12 protein-coding genes and 3 tRNA genes are annotated in these 15,131 nt (G+C 37.3%); 6 read left to right on the top strand and 9 right to left on the bottom strand.

Features of this window, described 5'->3' with window-relative positions; genetic code table 11:
* Positions 1–7: 7 nt before the first annotated feature.
* A complete protein-coding gene (locus POD11_RS03175; protein WP_262456303.1) occupies positions 8–928 on the top strand; it encodes an alpha/beta fold hydrolase in 921 nt (306 codons plus the stop codon).
* A gap of 55 nt (positions 929–983) precedes the next feature.
* A complete protein-coding gene (locus POD11_RS03170) occupies positions 984–2,489 on the top strand; it encodes a flavin-containing monooxygenase (protein WP_262456302.1) in 1,506 nt (501 codons plus the stop codon).
* 68 nt (positions 2,490–2,557) lie between these two features.
* On the opposite strand, the gene POD11_RS03165 is transcribed toward POD11_RS03170, so the two are convergent.
* Both POD11_RS03165 and POD11_RS03160 read right to left on the bottom strand, forming a co-directional pair.
* A complete protein-coding gene (locus POD11_RS03165) occupies positions 2,558–3,481 on the bottom strand; it encodes a trypsin-like serine protease (RefSeq protein WP_262456301.1) in 924 nt (307 codons plus the stop codon).
* Positions 3,482–3,728: 247 nt separating this feature from the next.
* A complete protein-coding gene (locus POD11_RS03160) occupies positions 3,729–4,649 on the bottom strand; it encodes a LysR substrate-binding domain-containing protein (protein WP_206260267.1) in 921 nt (306 codons plus the stop codon).
* Positions 4,650–4,831: 182 nt separating this feature from the next.
* On the opposite strand from POD11_RS03160, the gene POD11_RS03155 reads away from it, so the two are divergent.
* Positions 4,832–5,512 carry a hydrolase gene (locus POD11_RS03155; protein ID WP_032033394.1) on the top strand — a complete coding sequence of 227 codons (681 nt, stop codon included), beginning with the start codon at positions 4,832–4,834 and terminating at the stop codon, positions 5,510–5,512.
* A 61-nt stretch (positions 5,513–5,573) separates the two neighbouring features.
* Here the strand turns inward: POD11_RS03155 and POD11_RS03150 are convergent, their stop codons facing one another.
* Together POD11_RS03150 and POD11_RS03145 are read right to left on the bottom strand one after the other, a co-directional pair.
* Positions 5,574–6,404, bottom strand: a complete 831-nt coding sequence (locus POD11_RS03150; RefSeq protein WP_262456299.1) for a metal-dependent hydrolase — start codon at positions 6,402–6,404, stop codon at positions 5,574–5,576.
* A 171-nt stretch (positions 6,405–6,575) separates the two neighbouring features.
* Complete coding sequence (locus tag POD11_RS03145; protein WP_262456298.1) at positions 6,576–9,872, bottom strand: M10 family metallopeptidase C-terminal domain-containing protein; 3,297 nt, start codon at positions 9,870–9,872, stop codon at positions 6,576–6,578.
* Between the two features lie 356 nt (positions 9,873–10,228).
* Between POD11_RS03145 and POD11_RS03140 the strand changes: the two genes are divergently transcribed.
* From POD11_RS03140 to POD11_RS03130, 3 genes are all read left to right on the top strand, one after another.
* Positions 10,229–11,380, top strand: coding sequence for an alpha/beta fold hydrolase (locus POD11_RS03140; RefSeq protein ID WP_262456296.1), 1,152 nt, complete (start codon positions 10,229–10,231; stop codon positions 11,378–11,380).
* Between the two features lie 154 nt (positions 11,381–11,534).
* Positions 11,535–12,362: an AraC family transcriptional regulator gene (locus POD11_RS03135; RefSeq protein ID WP_262456295.1), complete on the top strand. Its 828-nt coding sequence runs from the start codon at positions 11,535–11,537 to the stop codon at positions 12,360–12,362.
* A 589-nt stretch (positions 12,363–12,951) separates the two neighbouring features.
* A complete protein-coding gene (locus POD11_RS03130) occupies positions 12,952–13,275 on the top strand; it encodes a hypothetical protein (protein WP_016140522.1) in 324 nt (107 codons plus the stop codon).
* Here POD11_RS03130 and POD11_RS03125 read toward each other — a convergent pair whose 3' ends face one another.
* The 5 genes from POD11_RS03125 to POD11_RS03105 all read right to left on the bottom strand — a co-directional run bounded on the left by POD11_RS03125 (position 13,276) and on the right by POD11_RS03105 (position 15,000).
* Positions 13,276–13,746: an AnBLUF65 family BLUF photoreceptors gene (locus POD11_RS03125; RefSeq protein WP_262456293.1), complete on the bottom strand. Its 471-nt coding sequence runs from the start codon at positions 13,744–13,746 to the stop codon at positions 13,276–13,278.
* Between the two features lie 271 nt (positions 13,747–14,017).
* Positions 14,018–14,227, bottom strand: a complete 210-nt coding sequence (locus POD11_RS03120; protein WP_003650775.1) for a cold-shock protein — start codon at positions 14,225–14,227, stop codon at positions 14,018–14,020.
* A 446-nt stretch (positions 14,228–14,673) separates the two neighbouring features.
* Positions 14,674–14,747: transfer RNA gene (locus tag POD11_RS03115), tRNA-Trp, on the bottom strand.
* A 67-nt stretch (positions 14,748–14,814) separates the two neighbouring features.
* A tRNA-Leu gene (locus tag POD11_RS03110) sits at positions 14,815–14,899 on the bottom strand.
* A gap of 27 nt (positions 14,900–14,926) precedes the next feature.
* A tRNA-Trp gene (locus POD11_RS03105) sits at positions 14,927–15,000 on the bottom strand.
* Between the last annotated feature and the right edge of the window lie 131 nt (positions 15,001–15,131).

The raw sequence follows: 15,131 nt of genomic DNA, 5'->3' as shown, positions 1-15,131 counted from the left end.
CATTGCCATGATTCAAGTCGAGCAATTAACCTTAAGCCGTGATGGACTCACTTTGCATGGGACTCTATATGGTGAAGCTCATGCCTCTTTGGTGGTACTTATACATGGTTTCCCCGATACGCCGCATAGCTGGGACCACATATACCCTTTACTCGTGAAAGCAGGCTATCAAGTTTTTGTCCCTTGGTTGCGTGGTTACACCCAAGATTCTGTAAATCGACAGGCACATTACGGCCTCGCCTCTGCTCTAGCGGATTTAGCCGCTTGGTTAGAACTTTTAAAAGCAAAAGGACGCTTAAAAAATAAAGCTCACCTCGTAGGACATGACTGGGGAGCGGCAATTGCAATGAGCTTTGCAAGTGGGCAACCCGAAGCTTTACATAGCATTAGTTTGTTGGCCGTTCCACCAATCCCAAATTTTAAGGATATGTTTAAAGCCATACCTAATTTCCCGCGTCAGCTCTACATGTCTTCTTATATGTTGCTCATGCAATCAAGATTTGCTGAACAGGTGCTATCTCGTAATAACGCAATTTTTGTAGAAAAAATTTGGCGTAAATGGTCACCTACTTGGAAATTTACTGAGTCGAATTTTTCACCTACTCGCGCGGCTTTTCAAAATCCAAATATTGCTTGGGCGGCTACCCGCTATTACCACAACTTATTTGCAGTTTTAAATTCGGACAATCTCAGAGCAAACCGGCATTTATTAAGTCCAGTCACCATACCCACACTGGCTTTAGCGGGTTTAGACGATGGCTGTATGAATATACGGCTACATCAAGCTTTAGCCCAGACATCTTATTTCCCACAAGGAATTGAGAGTGTCTATGTTCCCGGCTGCGGTCATTTTTTACAAGCCGAACAACCCAACATTATCGCTCAGTACTTAATTCAACATTTTCAGAAGACTGATCGCTCCACTTAAGACTGCACGTAACTCTATCAGCCAAGTCATTTATACTTTATTTCAGGATTTTTCTATGAATAAATTAGTCAAACCCTCTACCCCAACTCAACTTGTAGATGTACTTATTATTGGAGCTGGTCCCTCGGGTTTAAGTACTTGCATCAAGTTAAAAGAGCAAGGAATTAAAAACGTCGTCATTTTAGATATGGCTAGCCGTATTGGTGGCACATGGGCTTTAAATGATTACCCAGGCCTATTTTGTGATGTACCGAGTGAAATGTACTCTCTGGGGTATGCTCCAAATCCAAACTGGTCGCGAACCTATGCGCCTCAAGCCGAAATTCGACAATATTTAGAAGATGTGGCTCATAAGTTTGAGATTGTGAACCAGATTAAACTTAACACCGAAGTCACTCATGCCGAATGGAATAATGACCTAAATCGCTGGCTCATTAGCACACGTGATGGCAAAAAATTCAGTGCAAAAATCTTTGTCCCTGCGACAGGTTTTATTGGCGAAGCAAAAATGCCGGGCTTCCCGGGTCAAGAAAAGTTTAAAGGCACTATGTTTCACTCAGGTAAGTGGAATCATGAGCATGATTTAACAGGTGAAAAAGTAGCTGTGATCGGTAGCGGCGCTTCAGCTATTCAGTTTTTACCAGCCATTCAGCCTAAAGTTGGCCATCTCTATTCTTTCCAACGTACGCCGTCATGGGTTTTACCAAAACCGGATTTCGCGGTTCCCAACATCGTAAAAGTTACCTTTAAAAAAGCACCACTTTTAGAAAAAATTATCCGAGAAAGTGCATTGTGGAGTCTAGAACCTTCACTTCCTATTTTCATGAATGAAAATATCATGCGAAAACTGCATGCCCTAGGAAAGTTAAATATCTTTTTAGGTGTTAAAGATCCTCAAATGCGTAAGGCATTAACACCAACGCATACCTTAGGTTGTAAGCGCCCAATGTTTTCTAATAATTGGTATAGCGCTTTAGCCAAACCGAATGTAACTGTCCTCTTTCAGGGCTTATCTCATATCACTGAAAATGGTGTAGTCGGTGAGGACGGCAAAGAAATTAAAGTAGATACTATTATTTTCGGGACTGGCTATGCGGTTGCAGAACCCGCGATTTATAAAATTATTAAAGGTGCAGAAGGTCGCAGTTTAAGCGATGTATGGCAGCGTCAACCACGTGCATATATGGGCATGTCAATTCACGGTTTCCCTAACATGTTTATGATGCTAGGGCCGAACTCCCAAAACACCGTGGGTTCAGTGATGTGGACCGCTGAGCAACAATCCGTTTATATTGCAAAAATGGTGAAGCTAATACAGGAACAACGTTTTGACCGTATTGAAGTCAAAGTAGATGTTCAGAAACGATTTAATGACCGTATAGATAAACGACTGACTAAAATGCCGGTAAGACCCGATGTATGTAAAAGCTATTATCTAGATGATGCAGGCCGTAACCATATTATTTGGCCCGAGTTTGGTTTCGTCATTAAACATAAGCTGCATCACATCAATTTGAAAGACTACGATGCCACAACCAAAATAATTAAAGTGGTCGCTTAATAAATCCATTCAATCTAAGTAAAAAAGATCAAGATACCGAAGTATCTTGATCTTTTAATAAGTACGAATTAAAAACCAAATAATGAAGCAAGCCAGTTAAAGAAACTAAAAACAACATTATCGGTAGTTTTAGGTTCAGTTGACGGCTGTGAAGGTGTTGGTGGGTTTATTACCGGCGGTTGAGTCGTTGGGTCTACTGACGGCGGTGTAGTTGGTGATATTACTGCTCCAGTTTGGTTTCCGGCAGCTGACCATTTCACCAATACATCATTGATTTGATGAGTATACTGACAGATTACGGCGCCATATTTGTCAGTACCCGCAATACCGTTATTAATACCAATTAAAGTATTATCATCTGACAGCCAAGGCCCACCTGAATCCCCTGCATTCATAGACGCGGTTGCTTTGTAGTAAATCCCTCGTGCTAACGGTGAAGGACCTACATCTCGAATATTGACATATGAAGTACCATATAAATTTTCAGGTAAAGCCGCACCCGTACTACTACGGCCTAAATAAGCCGTTACATCACCACGCCCAATATTTTGTCTTGCTTCAGTTTGATTACATGCTGCTGGAATTTTGGCTACGGTTGCACCGCTATTATTATCAATAGGATGAGATAGACGTATTAAAGCGATATCTACATCAGGAATCTCAACCCAGCCTTCATTTTTCTTAAAAGATGCTGCTTGAACTTGAGATAAAAAACTCGCCCCATATTTCACCGTCCCGCCAAGCGTATAGCCTTGATTCGCACTATCACCCCAAACTGCCGCCGTACAATGTGCCGCCGTTAAAACTACATCATTACGAATTAATACTCCTCCACAAGTATTACCTGATGTCTGTGAGAAAAAAAGCAAAGGTTTGGTGACGGTAAATTCCAGTTTTACAAAAGAACTTGTGTTATCTGCTGCCATGGCTGAAGAACTGTATATAACTAATGCTAGAGCATTAATTAGTCCCCCAATATTCTTTTTATACATATTTATCTCCTTCAAATCTTTAGAAGTATTTAGGGTGTTATGACTGTTTTTTGATAAATATTTTCATGATACTGTGATGATTTATCAGCCAGAGAGTAACCACTTAACTTCTTGAGGAGAACTTCATTTCACGACATAACTGACCATTTCACGACAATATAAAATCATATTAATTTTTATTTATTTTTCATAAAGTTAATCTATAAAAAATAATCAAAATTTAAGTTTTTTACTGCTTTTAATTTAGTTATCGATAACCTAACAAGTCTTTATCGAGTTGATTAAACTGCTCTTCTAAAAAATCCAACAACCTTTTGATGGCAGGTAATAATCCTTTTCTAGAAGCATAAGCCGCATGGACAATACCGCTTGTAGGTTTCCATTCAGGTAAAACCACAATCAGTTCCTTACGCAAAATATATTCGTGAGCCATCATAATCGGTAAAGGAGCAATACCTAAGCCATGAATAATGGCCTGTAATACCCCAGTCATGTCATTCACAATTAAATCAGGGTCATGCTGGAAATGAGTTGTTCCATGCTCCTGATGATGAAGTACCCACACACTTTGTTGCTCTGCATTACCAAGCCCAATAGTTCTGAACTGATGCAATTCATCTAAAGTTTGAGGTATCGGCTGCTTAGACAAAACCCGAGGGTGCGCGACTAAACACTGATCACTGGTCACAAATTTTTTCATGACCAAACCACTATCTTTGAGTGGCGGATAGCGAACACGAAAAGCAATATCAATTCCTTCATTTAAGACATCAACATTTCGGTTGGTCACATCAATATAGATTTTTATTTTTGGGAATTGCAGCATAAATTTAGTCAGAAACTCACCCATGTGATGATGCAATAAAGCAGGCGGACAAGACACTCGAATCGTTCCGCGTGGCTCTGACTGGTTTAAATCAATAAATTCTTGTGCATTTTCAGCATCGATCAAAATAGCATGACAATATTGATAATACTGTTGACCAAGTTCTGTCACGCTAAATTGTCTCGTGGAACGATGCAATAAACGTACACCGAGTCTTTCTTCTAAAAGAGCAACTCTTCGGCTGAGTTTAGATTTTGGAATATCGAGCGCTCTAGCGGCAGCAGAATAACCACCATATTCAACAATTTTTGCAAAGTAATATAGATCGTTTAAATCCTGCATTTCCTACCTCTTATTGTTCAAATAATAGAACACTAAAATCAAATTTCGGCGGCTTCTAAGCTCATATTTTCGTTATATCTTAATTAAACAAGAAGTGAATAACTATACAAAAACAGCTATCCCCCTGTTTTATTTAGTCATCCTTCCAGCTTTAAATTTATCGAAATAAAGTGGAGCATAAAATGAGTACACCAGCAAATTTTAACGGTCAAGCACCCGTAATCGACCCAAATAATGTTGCAATGCTACTAATCGACCATCAAAGTGGCTTATTTCAAACTGTAAAAGATCTTACTGTTCCTGAGTTACGTGCAAATGTGGTTACTCTGGCTAAAGTTGCAACGCTATGTAATGTGCCAGTGATTACCACTGCTTCTGTTCCTCAAGGTCCAAATGGTCCTTTAATTCCAGAAATTCACCAGTTTGCTCCTCATGCACAATATGTTGCCCGTAAAGGTCAAATTAATGCTTGGGATAACCCTGACTTTGTTGAAGCGGTCAAAGCAACAGGTAAAAAACAACTCATTATTGCAGGTACTATTACCAGCGTATGTATGGCTTTCCCAAGTATCAGTGCAGTTGCTGAAGGTTTCCAAGTCTTTGCAGTCATTGACGCATCTGGAACATATTCAAAAATGGCTCAAGAAATTACATTAGCTCGAGTTGTACAAGCTGGTGTGGTGCCAATTGATACAGCGGCTGTGTGTTCGGAGCTACAAAAAACATGGCATCGTAGTGATGCAGCAGACTTTGCAGCTGCCTATAGTGCAATTTTCCCACCATACCAAATGCTCATCGAAAGCTATCAAAAAGCGCAAGATGTTGTTAAAAACAATGAAATGCTAGATTCTGAAAGAACCTAATTCATCAGTTTTTCAGCTTAAATGTCCAATCTCTTACGATTGGACATTTAAAATAAATCTATTAAAACCCAAGCTGTGCTTTAGTGCGCTCTTCCAAAGCTTTTGAGTCGTGTTGTTCTGGATGAAAATCTAATTTGTAATAGTCCAAATAATCTTTCCATAAAGTACTTAAAAAACCATTCTTTCCAAGAATTAATGCATTAAAGTCTTTTAGGTGGAGTAACTTCCATGCGGAAAAGTGAGTTATGCCCAAATACACCGTACCTGCTGCCATTATTCCTGCCATATATAAAGTCACAAACGGCATTACAAGAAGCCGAATGAAATTGCCCCCAGAGACATCTTGATATAAATCGAAGGCCACACTTTTATGTTCACTTTCTTCTACCGCATGCCATAACCAGATATTTTTTAAAGTTTCATTACTCGATAAACGCTCCTGCAAATCGGAACGTCTCATAATCTGCCGTGCAATAATGGCCGTAAAATGTTCAGCAGCCGAAGTAATTGCTAATTGCTGGGTGGGTGTGAAATATTTTTTCAACCTAGCCATTAACCATTCCACATTGGCTGAAACAGGTTCGGTATCGAATCCAGATGACTGTATAAGTTGGTTCAGATGTTCATGTTCTTTGGCATGCATCGCCTCTTGTCCAATAAAGGCTGCAATATCTTTTTGAAGTCTTTCTGTTTTAGCCTGATTTTGTAAGTTTCTTACACTATGCACAAAAAATCGCTCACCCGCAGGAAACATAGCAGACAAGGTTGCCAGCCAGTACTCTCCCCAAGGGTTATCCTTAAATAAAGTAGCTTGAGATTGATTAAAATTAAAACTCATATGGCGCACAGGAAAGTGAGCACCTCGATCAAAGACTTTAGCTAGAATTCCCATTTTTTATTCCTTCATTCTTTCATTGAATACAATTCAATGGATTTATTTTTCTGAGGTTTGACCAGTGATCTGACAGTTCAAGGAAGTTTATTTCTATTAAAAAAAGATGCTTAAGCCATCTCACCTAAGCATCTTTTTAAAGTTAGTTAGCGAGACTTATACTTCCTTTACTTAGACAAGGATCTGATGGTTGTCCCATAAAGTATTTAAAGTAGTGTTGATATTATTTAAGGTTAAAAATGAGGTACTGTTATAAGCAGTTCCTGCACCATCTCGGTCAATACTCAAAATACTGTTATTTCCATTGAGGTCTAATGAGAGATAAGAAAAAATAGAGTTTACAGTGCTGCCATTGGCATAATTGATGAGCAGTTCACTAATATCAATTTTGTCAGCTTCACTATCGATTAAGGTATTGCCTACCTTAAAGTCTTTCCAGATATCAGCTCCGTTACCCCCCATTAGATCGTTTGTATTTAATAGTTTATATAAAGCAGTGTCAGAGCCTAAACCACCAATCAAGGTATCGTTATCTTTTCCACCATTTAAAATATCATTACCCGCACCGCCATTTAGAACGTCATTGTTGGTACCACCGCTTAAAATGTTATTACCACTGTTCCCAACAATCGTATTTCCATTTCCATTCCCAGTCCCATCAATATTATCTGTCCCTAACAGATTCAAATTATTAAGCGCATTGCCGCTATCTAACGCATAGCTCACGGTTGAGTTGACGGTCTCAAACCCTTCGTTAATCTTCTCGATAATGACATCATTTACGTTATCAACATAATAGATGTCATCACCCAAACCTCCAATCAGCGTATCTGCTCCACTTCCGCCATCTAAAGTGTCATTGCCAGCCCCACCATCTAAGGTGTCGTTTCCGGCCCCACCATTCAATGTGTCATTTCCGGCATATCCATTTAAAATGTTATTACCTGCATTACCAATGAGTAAGTTATTCAGCGCATTTCCATTGCCGTTTAAATTATCTGTGCCATTTAAAGTGAGGTTTTCTAGGTTATCTCCTAAGGTATAATTTATATCCGAGATTACTTTATCGTTACCCTCAGCAGTATTCTCTACAATGCTATCGCCTACATTATCTACATAATAAGTATCGTCACCCGTTCCACCAATCAGGCTATCCGCATCTTTTCCTCCATCAAGTGTGTCATTTCCGGCACCGCCCAATAGAACATCTTCTCCCCAATTTCCTTTTAAGGTATCGTTTCCAGCTCCGCCTTCGAGTCGATTAGATAAATTGTTCCCAACTAAAATATCATCGTAAGCACCGCCAATTGCATTTTCAATCTGGGTTCCAAGATTGATGCTTAGTTGGTTTGCACTCGATATATGAGGAGATTTTTCACCAATATAGCTCCAGCCACCCTGATTAAGATCGATAGTAGCGGCTTGTGTAGCGTTACTTGCATTGATTGTATCTACGCCTGCACCATCCCATATTAAAACGCCTTTAGTGCTATCAAACACATAGCTATCATTACCTGCACGCGCGGAACTATTCACCCCATATATCGCTTGCAAAGCAGCAATATCAAATGGCGCAAAAGAGCCATCATATGACATACCAGTACGGTCATACGACATGACTGACCATTTACGCGTATCTTCTTCTTTTGAGAAACTATCAATAGTGGAACCTTCAAAAGTATGACGTAACCCTAAAGCATGCCCCAACTCATGCGGATAACTCGCAGTTACCCAAGTACCCGCTGGGTCAAACCAAAAATCAGGGCCAAACGCCACATCTGAACCAACAAAAGCTCCGCTTGGATACTGTGCATAAGCCGTAGCCGCAGTGCTATTGCGGTATGCAGCAACAGTATTAAGCTGCGATGCATTGTCCGTTAAAGTAAAAGTTAATGCTGAAAACTCAGAAGCTTTCTGATAAACCTGAGTCATAAAGTCTTGCTGAGCTTGGCTAAAAGGACTCCACCATGCAGGTGCTTGACCATTTGCATCGAGTAGGTAATCAGGTGCGGTTGAAGGGAAAATATACTTAAAGTCTGGATTACTATTTGTTGTGGCAACAAGCGCGCGTACCCAGTAATTCACTCCAACCGTCGTATCTAGTTGGGCATGATCAATCGTCACGCCATCGGCAAACTGAATACTGAAGTTTTTATTATTGCTGGCAAGATAGCCAGTTAACTTAACAATATCACTATCGCTGTACTGGATATTTAAAGTTGTTTTATCAAAACTGTATTGAACATCGGTAGATTTCACATCTGTAAACACAATTGTGTTATTGCCTGAGTAATCTCCATTAATTGTGTCTATCCCATCTCCTAAAGAAAAACGGTAGGTGTCATCACCTTCGCGCCCATTTAACGTGTCATTACCTTTGCCTCCAGTAATCACATCATTTGGAAGAGTACCCGAAAAGTTATCGGCATTATCTGTCCCATTCCATGTTGCAGTTTTTCCTGTTAGAAACTGTTGATAGGTTTGGACTACACCATCTGAAAGAATGTAGTTGTTAATATAGGCTTTTAAAGTGATGCTATCCGTTGCGGAATAATTAATGACTAACTCATTATTAGCGTTAGTTGTGAATGTAATATCTTTTGCAGAAACATCGGTAATTTGGATAGTATTTTTACCCGAATAATCATTAATGGTATCGTTACCATCTCCTTTGCTAAATTGATAAGTATCGTCACCACTTCCTGAAGCTAACCAATCGTTTCCAGTTCCACCTATAGTTAAGTCATTACCGGTTCCACCATATAACTTATCATCGCCAGCGCCACCATTTAACGTATCGTTCCCCGCGTTTCCGTTTAAGGTATCGTTCCCTTCAAGACCATTGATAATGTCATTGGATGCAAAGCCATTAATCGTTTCGTTACCTTTGGTGCCAGTGAGTGCAATAGTTTTATTTATGAGTAATTGATCGAGTGTGGCAGTTGTCCCATCTAAAAATTTAAAGCTACTTATATTCCCTTCAATTAATACTGCGTCACTATCCGAATATTTGACCTCTAAATTACTTCCACTGCCTTGTATAGATAGATCTGCCAAATTACTGGCCGTGAATTGGATCGTGTTATTTCCACTATAGTCAGTGACCTTGTCTATTCCATCCCCTTTGCTGAATTGATAAATATCGTCTCCTACTCCACCAAAGAGACGATCGTTTCCAGTCCCACTAGCGATTTGATCGGCTGAGTTTGTCCCTACAATCCATTCGCTATTTGCAGTAGAAATATTTAGACCGTTGCCCCCACTTGTAAATAAAACCTGCTTTTCAACCCCATCACTAAAAATCATGCGGGCTTTAGCAAGAGAATTAAAATTAAGTGAATAGTAAGTTCCTGAATAATTAGTGACGTATAAAACACTATTTATGTATTCAATTTGCCTAATATCATTTGAAGTAAAATTATTGAACTTTAGCCATAAACCATTTTGATCATTGCCATAAGTTACCATTCAAGTTTCCTTTTTTTTGTTATTGGAAAAGGAAATATTATTTAATTCTTCTTAATAGAAGAACCTCTTTTGGCGACAAAAATTACCATTTGACGACATATTTTTTATTTTTTTAAATTTTGCTAAAGATTAAATTTGAATAGAGTTTTAAAAATTTTTTATTTTTAATTATATATAACAGTTTTATAAATTTAAGATAATTACCTCTCAAACTTATTTAAAAATAATTCTTTTTGATACATTTAAAGAAAAATCCTGTCTTTTGGGTCACTGAACTCATCTTTTATTCCATTTAATATCCGTAAAAGACCAGCTCGTCACTGCTCTGGGCAACATCTTTATAGGTTTTATATTCAATGAGTTTATTGCTTAAAGTTCGTCAGAACGTTCCACAACTACAATCTATTAAAAAATCTCTTCAGACACGTGCTGGTCAAAAAATACCTCACATGCTGATCAATGCATCAGATCTATTTTTCCGAGGCCCTCAAATTGCCTTGTCAGGAAAAACACCTTTTGATGTGATTTACAACCATGAAATTATTAGCTTACGCCATTATAGAAATGAGACTGACACATCTACACCTAAACACCGCGTACCGTTAGTAATCGTTCCACCGCTAGCAGTGAACATGCTCATTTATGATTTGTTTCCTACGCGTAGTTTTGTACGCTATTTTTTAGCGCAAGGTTTTGATGTCTATTTAATCGACTGGGGTATCCCAACTCGGCACCAAGCAAAATATAACTTCGGCACTTACATTAAAGTTTTTATGCCTGAGATGTTAAAGCAAGTTCGTGCCCACAGTGGTCAACAACAGCTTTCTTTACATGGTTGGAGTTTAGGCGGTGCACTTTCACTCTGCTATACCGCATTGTTTAAAGATAAAGATATTAAAAATCTGATTATTCTTGCTTCCCCTATCGACACACATAAAGCGGGTTATATGGGGAAACTCTACGGTAGTCTTACCAAACCTGCCGAATGGGTTCGTAACCATACGCCGTTTCGTATTCGCCATCATGTACCAAGTGAAGCATTTCATATCCACGGCTGGCAAAATACCCTTGGTTTCAAATTAACCGACCCAATTGGAAATCTGAAAACATATTGGGAACTTTTTAAAAATCTTGATAACCGAGAGTTTATTGTCGACCATGCAACTTCAAGTTCATTTATCGATAATATGCTAGCTTACCCAGGTGGAGTCATGCGCGATATTATTCTCCGCTTCTGGATTGATAATGAACTGTCTAAAGGCGTCGTTAAGTTTGGTGAGCTTACAGCCTATCTAAAAGATATTGAATGTTCAGTACTCGCAGTAGGTGGCAGCACAGATATTATCGTGACCGCTGAGGCTGTTAAGCCGCTTATAGATTTGATTAGTAGCGAAGACAAAACCTTTAAAGTTGTACCGGGTGGCCATATGGGTGTTGTTTCGGGTAGCCAAGCACCCACTACAGTCTGGCCAGAAATGAGTCAATGGTTAGTTGAGCGCTCAGATTAATCCATTAAAATATTAGCGAAAACCAGTCTAATCAACTTAGATTGGCTTTAATTCTCACTAAATTTTTAAAGTTTTGCACAAATCTTCTAGAACTACGTTGATCTCTTTTGTAACGTTCTAGAGGAAAAAGTTAAAAATTTATGGGTCAAAGATTATGGGTAACTGGGTGGATATTTCAAAAGATACCAATACTGGTATCGAAACAATCCGTGCCCATTTTACGGGTCATGCCTATGACCCTCATTGGCATTCAAGTTATTTAATTGGCGTAACCGAATCTGGTGTTCAGCAATTTCATTGTCGTAAAAAACAAATTAATAGTCATGCTGGACAAGTCTTTATGCTTGAACCAGAAGAAATTCATGATGGAAATGCCCCTGCCTCTGATGGGTTTATCTATCAAATGCTTTATCTGCACCCAGAATGGTTGAAACAACGTATTCAGGGCTTATTTCATAACAGTCCTGATCATTACGAGTTAGTCATTGATGCACCATTAAAGTCCGATGAGCAACTTGCAATTATTACGTCACAAGCATTTCAGTATTTGCATTATAAAGAAATGAATATTGTGAAAGACAATAGTCTGGACTTGCTTATTCAATATATTGCCCAAGGGAAATGGTTAAAAAGAGCTCAACAAACATCGTCTATGCATGGTCCTCGGGTCGCCCACCAAATCCGAGATATTCTGCATAACCATTTACTTGATGATATTGGATTAGAAGAGATTTCAAATATGATCGGCCTAGACCGATATCATATTCACCGTATTTTTAAAGCTGCCTTTCACTTGGCTCCTCACCAATATCTGATTCAACTCAGACTTACACGAGCAAGAGAGCTACTTTCCAGAAGCATCTCACCTGCACAAGTTGCTTCAGATTTATGTTTTACCGATCAAAGCCATTTGAGCCGCTGGTTTAAGCGTTGTTATGGTTTAACTCCCGCCGCCTATAGAAAAATCTGCACAAATCTTTAAGATTAATAGTTTAAATTAACTCATCTTATAGTTGCTCTTTAGTGAAGCCGATAAAATAAGAAATCTCACTATATTTTCATTAATTACGATTATTAATGTAATTATTCAAATAAACAAACTTCATAATTATAAATTCAAGTATTCATCACAATTGTTTTTTAATAACAATATTTTTTTATTAAAAAGAACTTAAAAGACCGATGTTACTTTTTGTTATTTATGTAAAGTTTGGCTTACTCCTTAAATCAATATAACCTTATGAAAAATATATATTTAATATAAAATAAGCTTTGTAAATTTTGCTTATTTTTTGAACAAATGTAGGTATTCTCTCACAACTATGTAAGCTAAAACTTACAATACAACTCATTGTTTTTCTTATAATTAATTTCAGTACATATAAGCACTCTTTCCTATTAAATAGAAAGCTTAATATTAATAAAGAGATCTGGAGAAAATGATAAAGTCATCTTTATTAATAGAAAAACTCTTAATAATAGAAAAAGAATCTCAAAAAATTAATATGTACTATCTTTCCTCTGGAAACAGAGGAAAGATAATTTTTTAATCATCAGATAGGGTATAGAAAATGTTTATTGCAAAAAATATATTTGTATATTTACTATCAATGTTAGCTTTATGCTTACTGATTATTCTTTTTAACTATATAGGAATGAACGAGACGATTAATCTCCTTCTCTCTTCCACGCTTTTTGGGATATTTATTACTTGGTATTTCAAAGGTAGTGGACTGTGCCTTGCTTTATTTGGCTTTTTTTATTGGGCAATGTTTGTCATTAGTCAAAGCCTAGAAGTGATATGGATGCTTGCAACTACAGTTATTGTATATTTAGTGATGACTAGAATACTACCTAAACTCAAGACCATCCATATCGGTGTAATAGCCAAATAGCTAAAATGGGTTCACACCCCGATTCACCATACCTACTCTCTTAACTGTCTTAATTTTGGTTTGCTCAGCAGTCACTAATTCTTTGATGAAAGCTTTTAAATTTTGCTCATCAAGACGAATCGGATTAAAAGTAGTTTCTCCCATTTTTAGAAAGAAAGATTCAATATTCGTATTGCGTTGCACATATTTCATTGACCATTTTTTAAAAGAGTTTTGTTCAATGGAATATGTGCACAACCATTTAACACTGTGGTGTCTTTCATCATTTGCAATTTTTTCAAATAATGTTTCAACTATCTCTTGTTCTCCTTCTAAACATTGAAAGAAAGCATTATCAGCATAATAGAGTACGCCACAAATTTGATTCAAATCATTGAAATCTCTAGCTTCTGTCAAAATATCACGTAGATCTTGCAACAAATCTTCATTTTTTTCGTTTCGTTGACTGGCATAACACAGGCGAACGTTCATTAGCAATTCCGTGAAATATAAAATTTCTTTATTTAAAGATTTTTTAATCTAACATACATCTGTTACTAATAATTTATATTTCATATATATTTTAAAGTTTACATTGAAATTAAATGAGTAATTACATGTGCTTATAATTAAATATTAATTTTTATATAAAAATAAAAAGCCCTCTTATTTAGGGCTTTAATGCTTTAAAAAACATCAATCAATTACTTTAAAGCCAAAATAAAAAAAAGCACTAAAAAGTGCTTTTTTTGTTTGCTGTATATTATTGTGGAATAATATTTACAGCATTTGGGCCTTTTTGCCCTTGAGTAACAGTAAACGTTACACGTTGACCTTCGTGCAAAGTTTTGAAACCTGAACCAGAAATTTCTTTGAAGTGAGCAAACACATCTGGACCATTATCTTGTTGAATGAAACCGAAACCTTTAGTTTCGTTAAACCACTTAACTGTACCACTTACTGTATTAGACATGATATATCCTACTGATTTCTAATATTTTAGAATCATTAAACAAATAATGACCCTATCATAACTTTGAAAAAAGAATAACAAATTGAGCTTAATATCTTAAAAAACGAAGGATTATGACTAAAACTACGATACTTAAAAGAAGATTTACTAACAAGACTTTTTTCTAGTTAACTAAATCATACAGGAAATAAATTTGTATTCAAGGCTTTTATTTAAATAATTTCCAAAACGTAACTTAAATAAATAGAAAACAATAGCTTAAAAAAATATTAAGAAATTCAGCATATTGTCTAAGTAAAGAATAATCTATTATTTAATATACAACCATGCAAAACAGAGATCGAAATATCTATTTATAAAATTACCTTAATCCCCAATAAAAATTTATCTCTAAAAATTATAGATAATAAAAAAACTCCTAAATAGGAGCTTCATCTTTTATTCAATGGCAGAGGATCAAGGACTCGAACCTTGACGAACGGTTTTGGAGACCGTCATGCTACCATTACATCAATCCTCTATATTCATGACTAAACCCATTAGATTTAATCATAAAAAAAGCAAGATCATTGTCTTGCTTCTTTCAATGGTGGGGGCGAAGAGACTCGAACTCTTACACCTTGCGGCGCTGGAACCTAAATCCAGTGCGTCTACCAATTTCGCCACGCCCCCATCTGGGACATTTATTTAAAATAAATGTGGCAGAGGATCAAGGACTCGAACCTTGACGAACGGTTTTGGAGACCGTCATGCTACCATTACACCAATCCTCTTCCAAGATCTAGATGACTTAACATCTACATCAACCTTAAGTTTCTAACTTAAAGTGGTGGGGGCGAAGAGACTCGAACTCTTACACCTTGCGGCGCTGGAACCTAAATCCAGTGCGTCTACCAATTTCGCC

It is taken from the genome of Acinetobacter sp. P1(2023) (genome assembly GCF_028367635.1).
GTDB classification, from domain to species: Bacteria; Pseudomonadota; Gammaproteobacteria; order Pseudomonadales; family Moraxellaceae; genus Acinetobacter; species Acinetobacter pittii_E.
This window is presented reverse-complemented; position numbering and strand designations above follow the sequence as displayed.

Excerpts from the sequence above, each read along its gene's own strand:
- POD11_RS03165 (WP_262456301.1), bottom strand. The coding sequence starts at position 3,481 with ATGTATAAAAAGAATATTGGGGGACTAATTAATGCTCTAGCATTAGTT.
- POD11_RS03175 (WP_262456303.1), top strand. The coding sequence starts at position 8 with ATGATTCAAGTCGAGCAATTAACCTTAAGCCGTGATGGACTCACTTTG.
- POD11_RS03130 (WP_016140522.1), top strand. The coding sequence starts at position 12,952 with ATGTTTATTGCAAAAAATATATTTGTATATTTACTATCAATGTTAGCT.
- POD11_RS03150 (WP_262456299.1), bottom strand. The coding sequence starts at position 6,404 with ATGGGAATTCTAGCTAAAGTCTTTGATCGAGGTGCTCACTTTCCTGTG.
- POD11_RS03170 (WP_262456302.1), top strand. The coding sequence starts at position 984 with ATGAATAAATTAGTCAAACCCTCTACCCCAACTCAACTTGTAGATGTA.
- POD11_RS03140 (WP_262456296.1), top strand. The coding sequence starts at position 10,229 with ATGAGTTTATTGCTTAAAGTTCGTCAGAACGTTCCACAACTACAATCT.
- POD11_RS03160 (WP_206260267.1), bottom strand. The coding sequence starts at position 4,649 with ATGCAGGATTTAAACGATCTATATTACTTTGCAAAAATTGTTGAATAT.
- POD11_RS03145 (WP_262456298.1), bottom strand. The coding sequence starts at position 9,872 with ATGGTAACTTATGGCAATGATCAAAATGGTTTATGGCTAAAGTTCAAT.
- POD11_RS03155 (WP_032033394.1), top strand. The coding sequence starts at position 4,832 with ATGAGTACACCAGCAAATTTTAACGGTCAAGCACCCGTAATCGACCCA.
- POD11_RS03125 (WP_262456293.1), bottom strand. The coding sequence starts at position 13,746 with ATGAACGTTCGCCTGTGTTATGCCAGTCAACGAAACGAAAAAAATGAA.
- POD11_RS03120 (WP_003650775.1), bottom strand. The coding sequence starts at position 14,227 with ATGTCTAATACAGTAAGTGGTACAGTTAAGTGGTTTAACGAAACTAAA.
- POD11_RS03135 (WP_262456295.1), top strand. The coding sequence starts at position 11,535 with ATGGGTAACTGGGTGGATATTTCAAAAGATACCAATACTGGTATCGAA.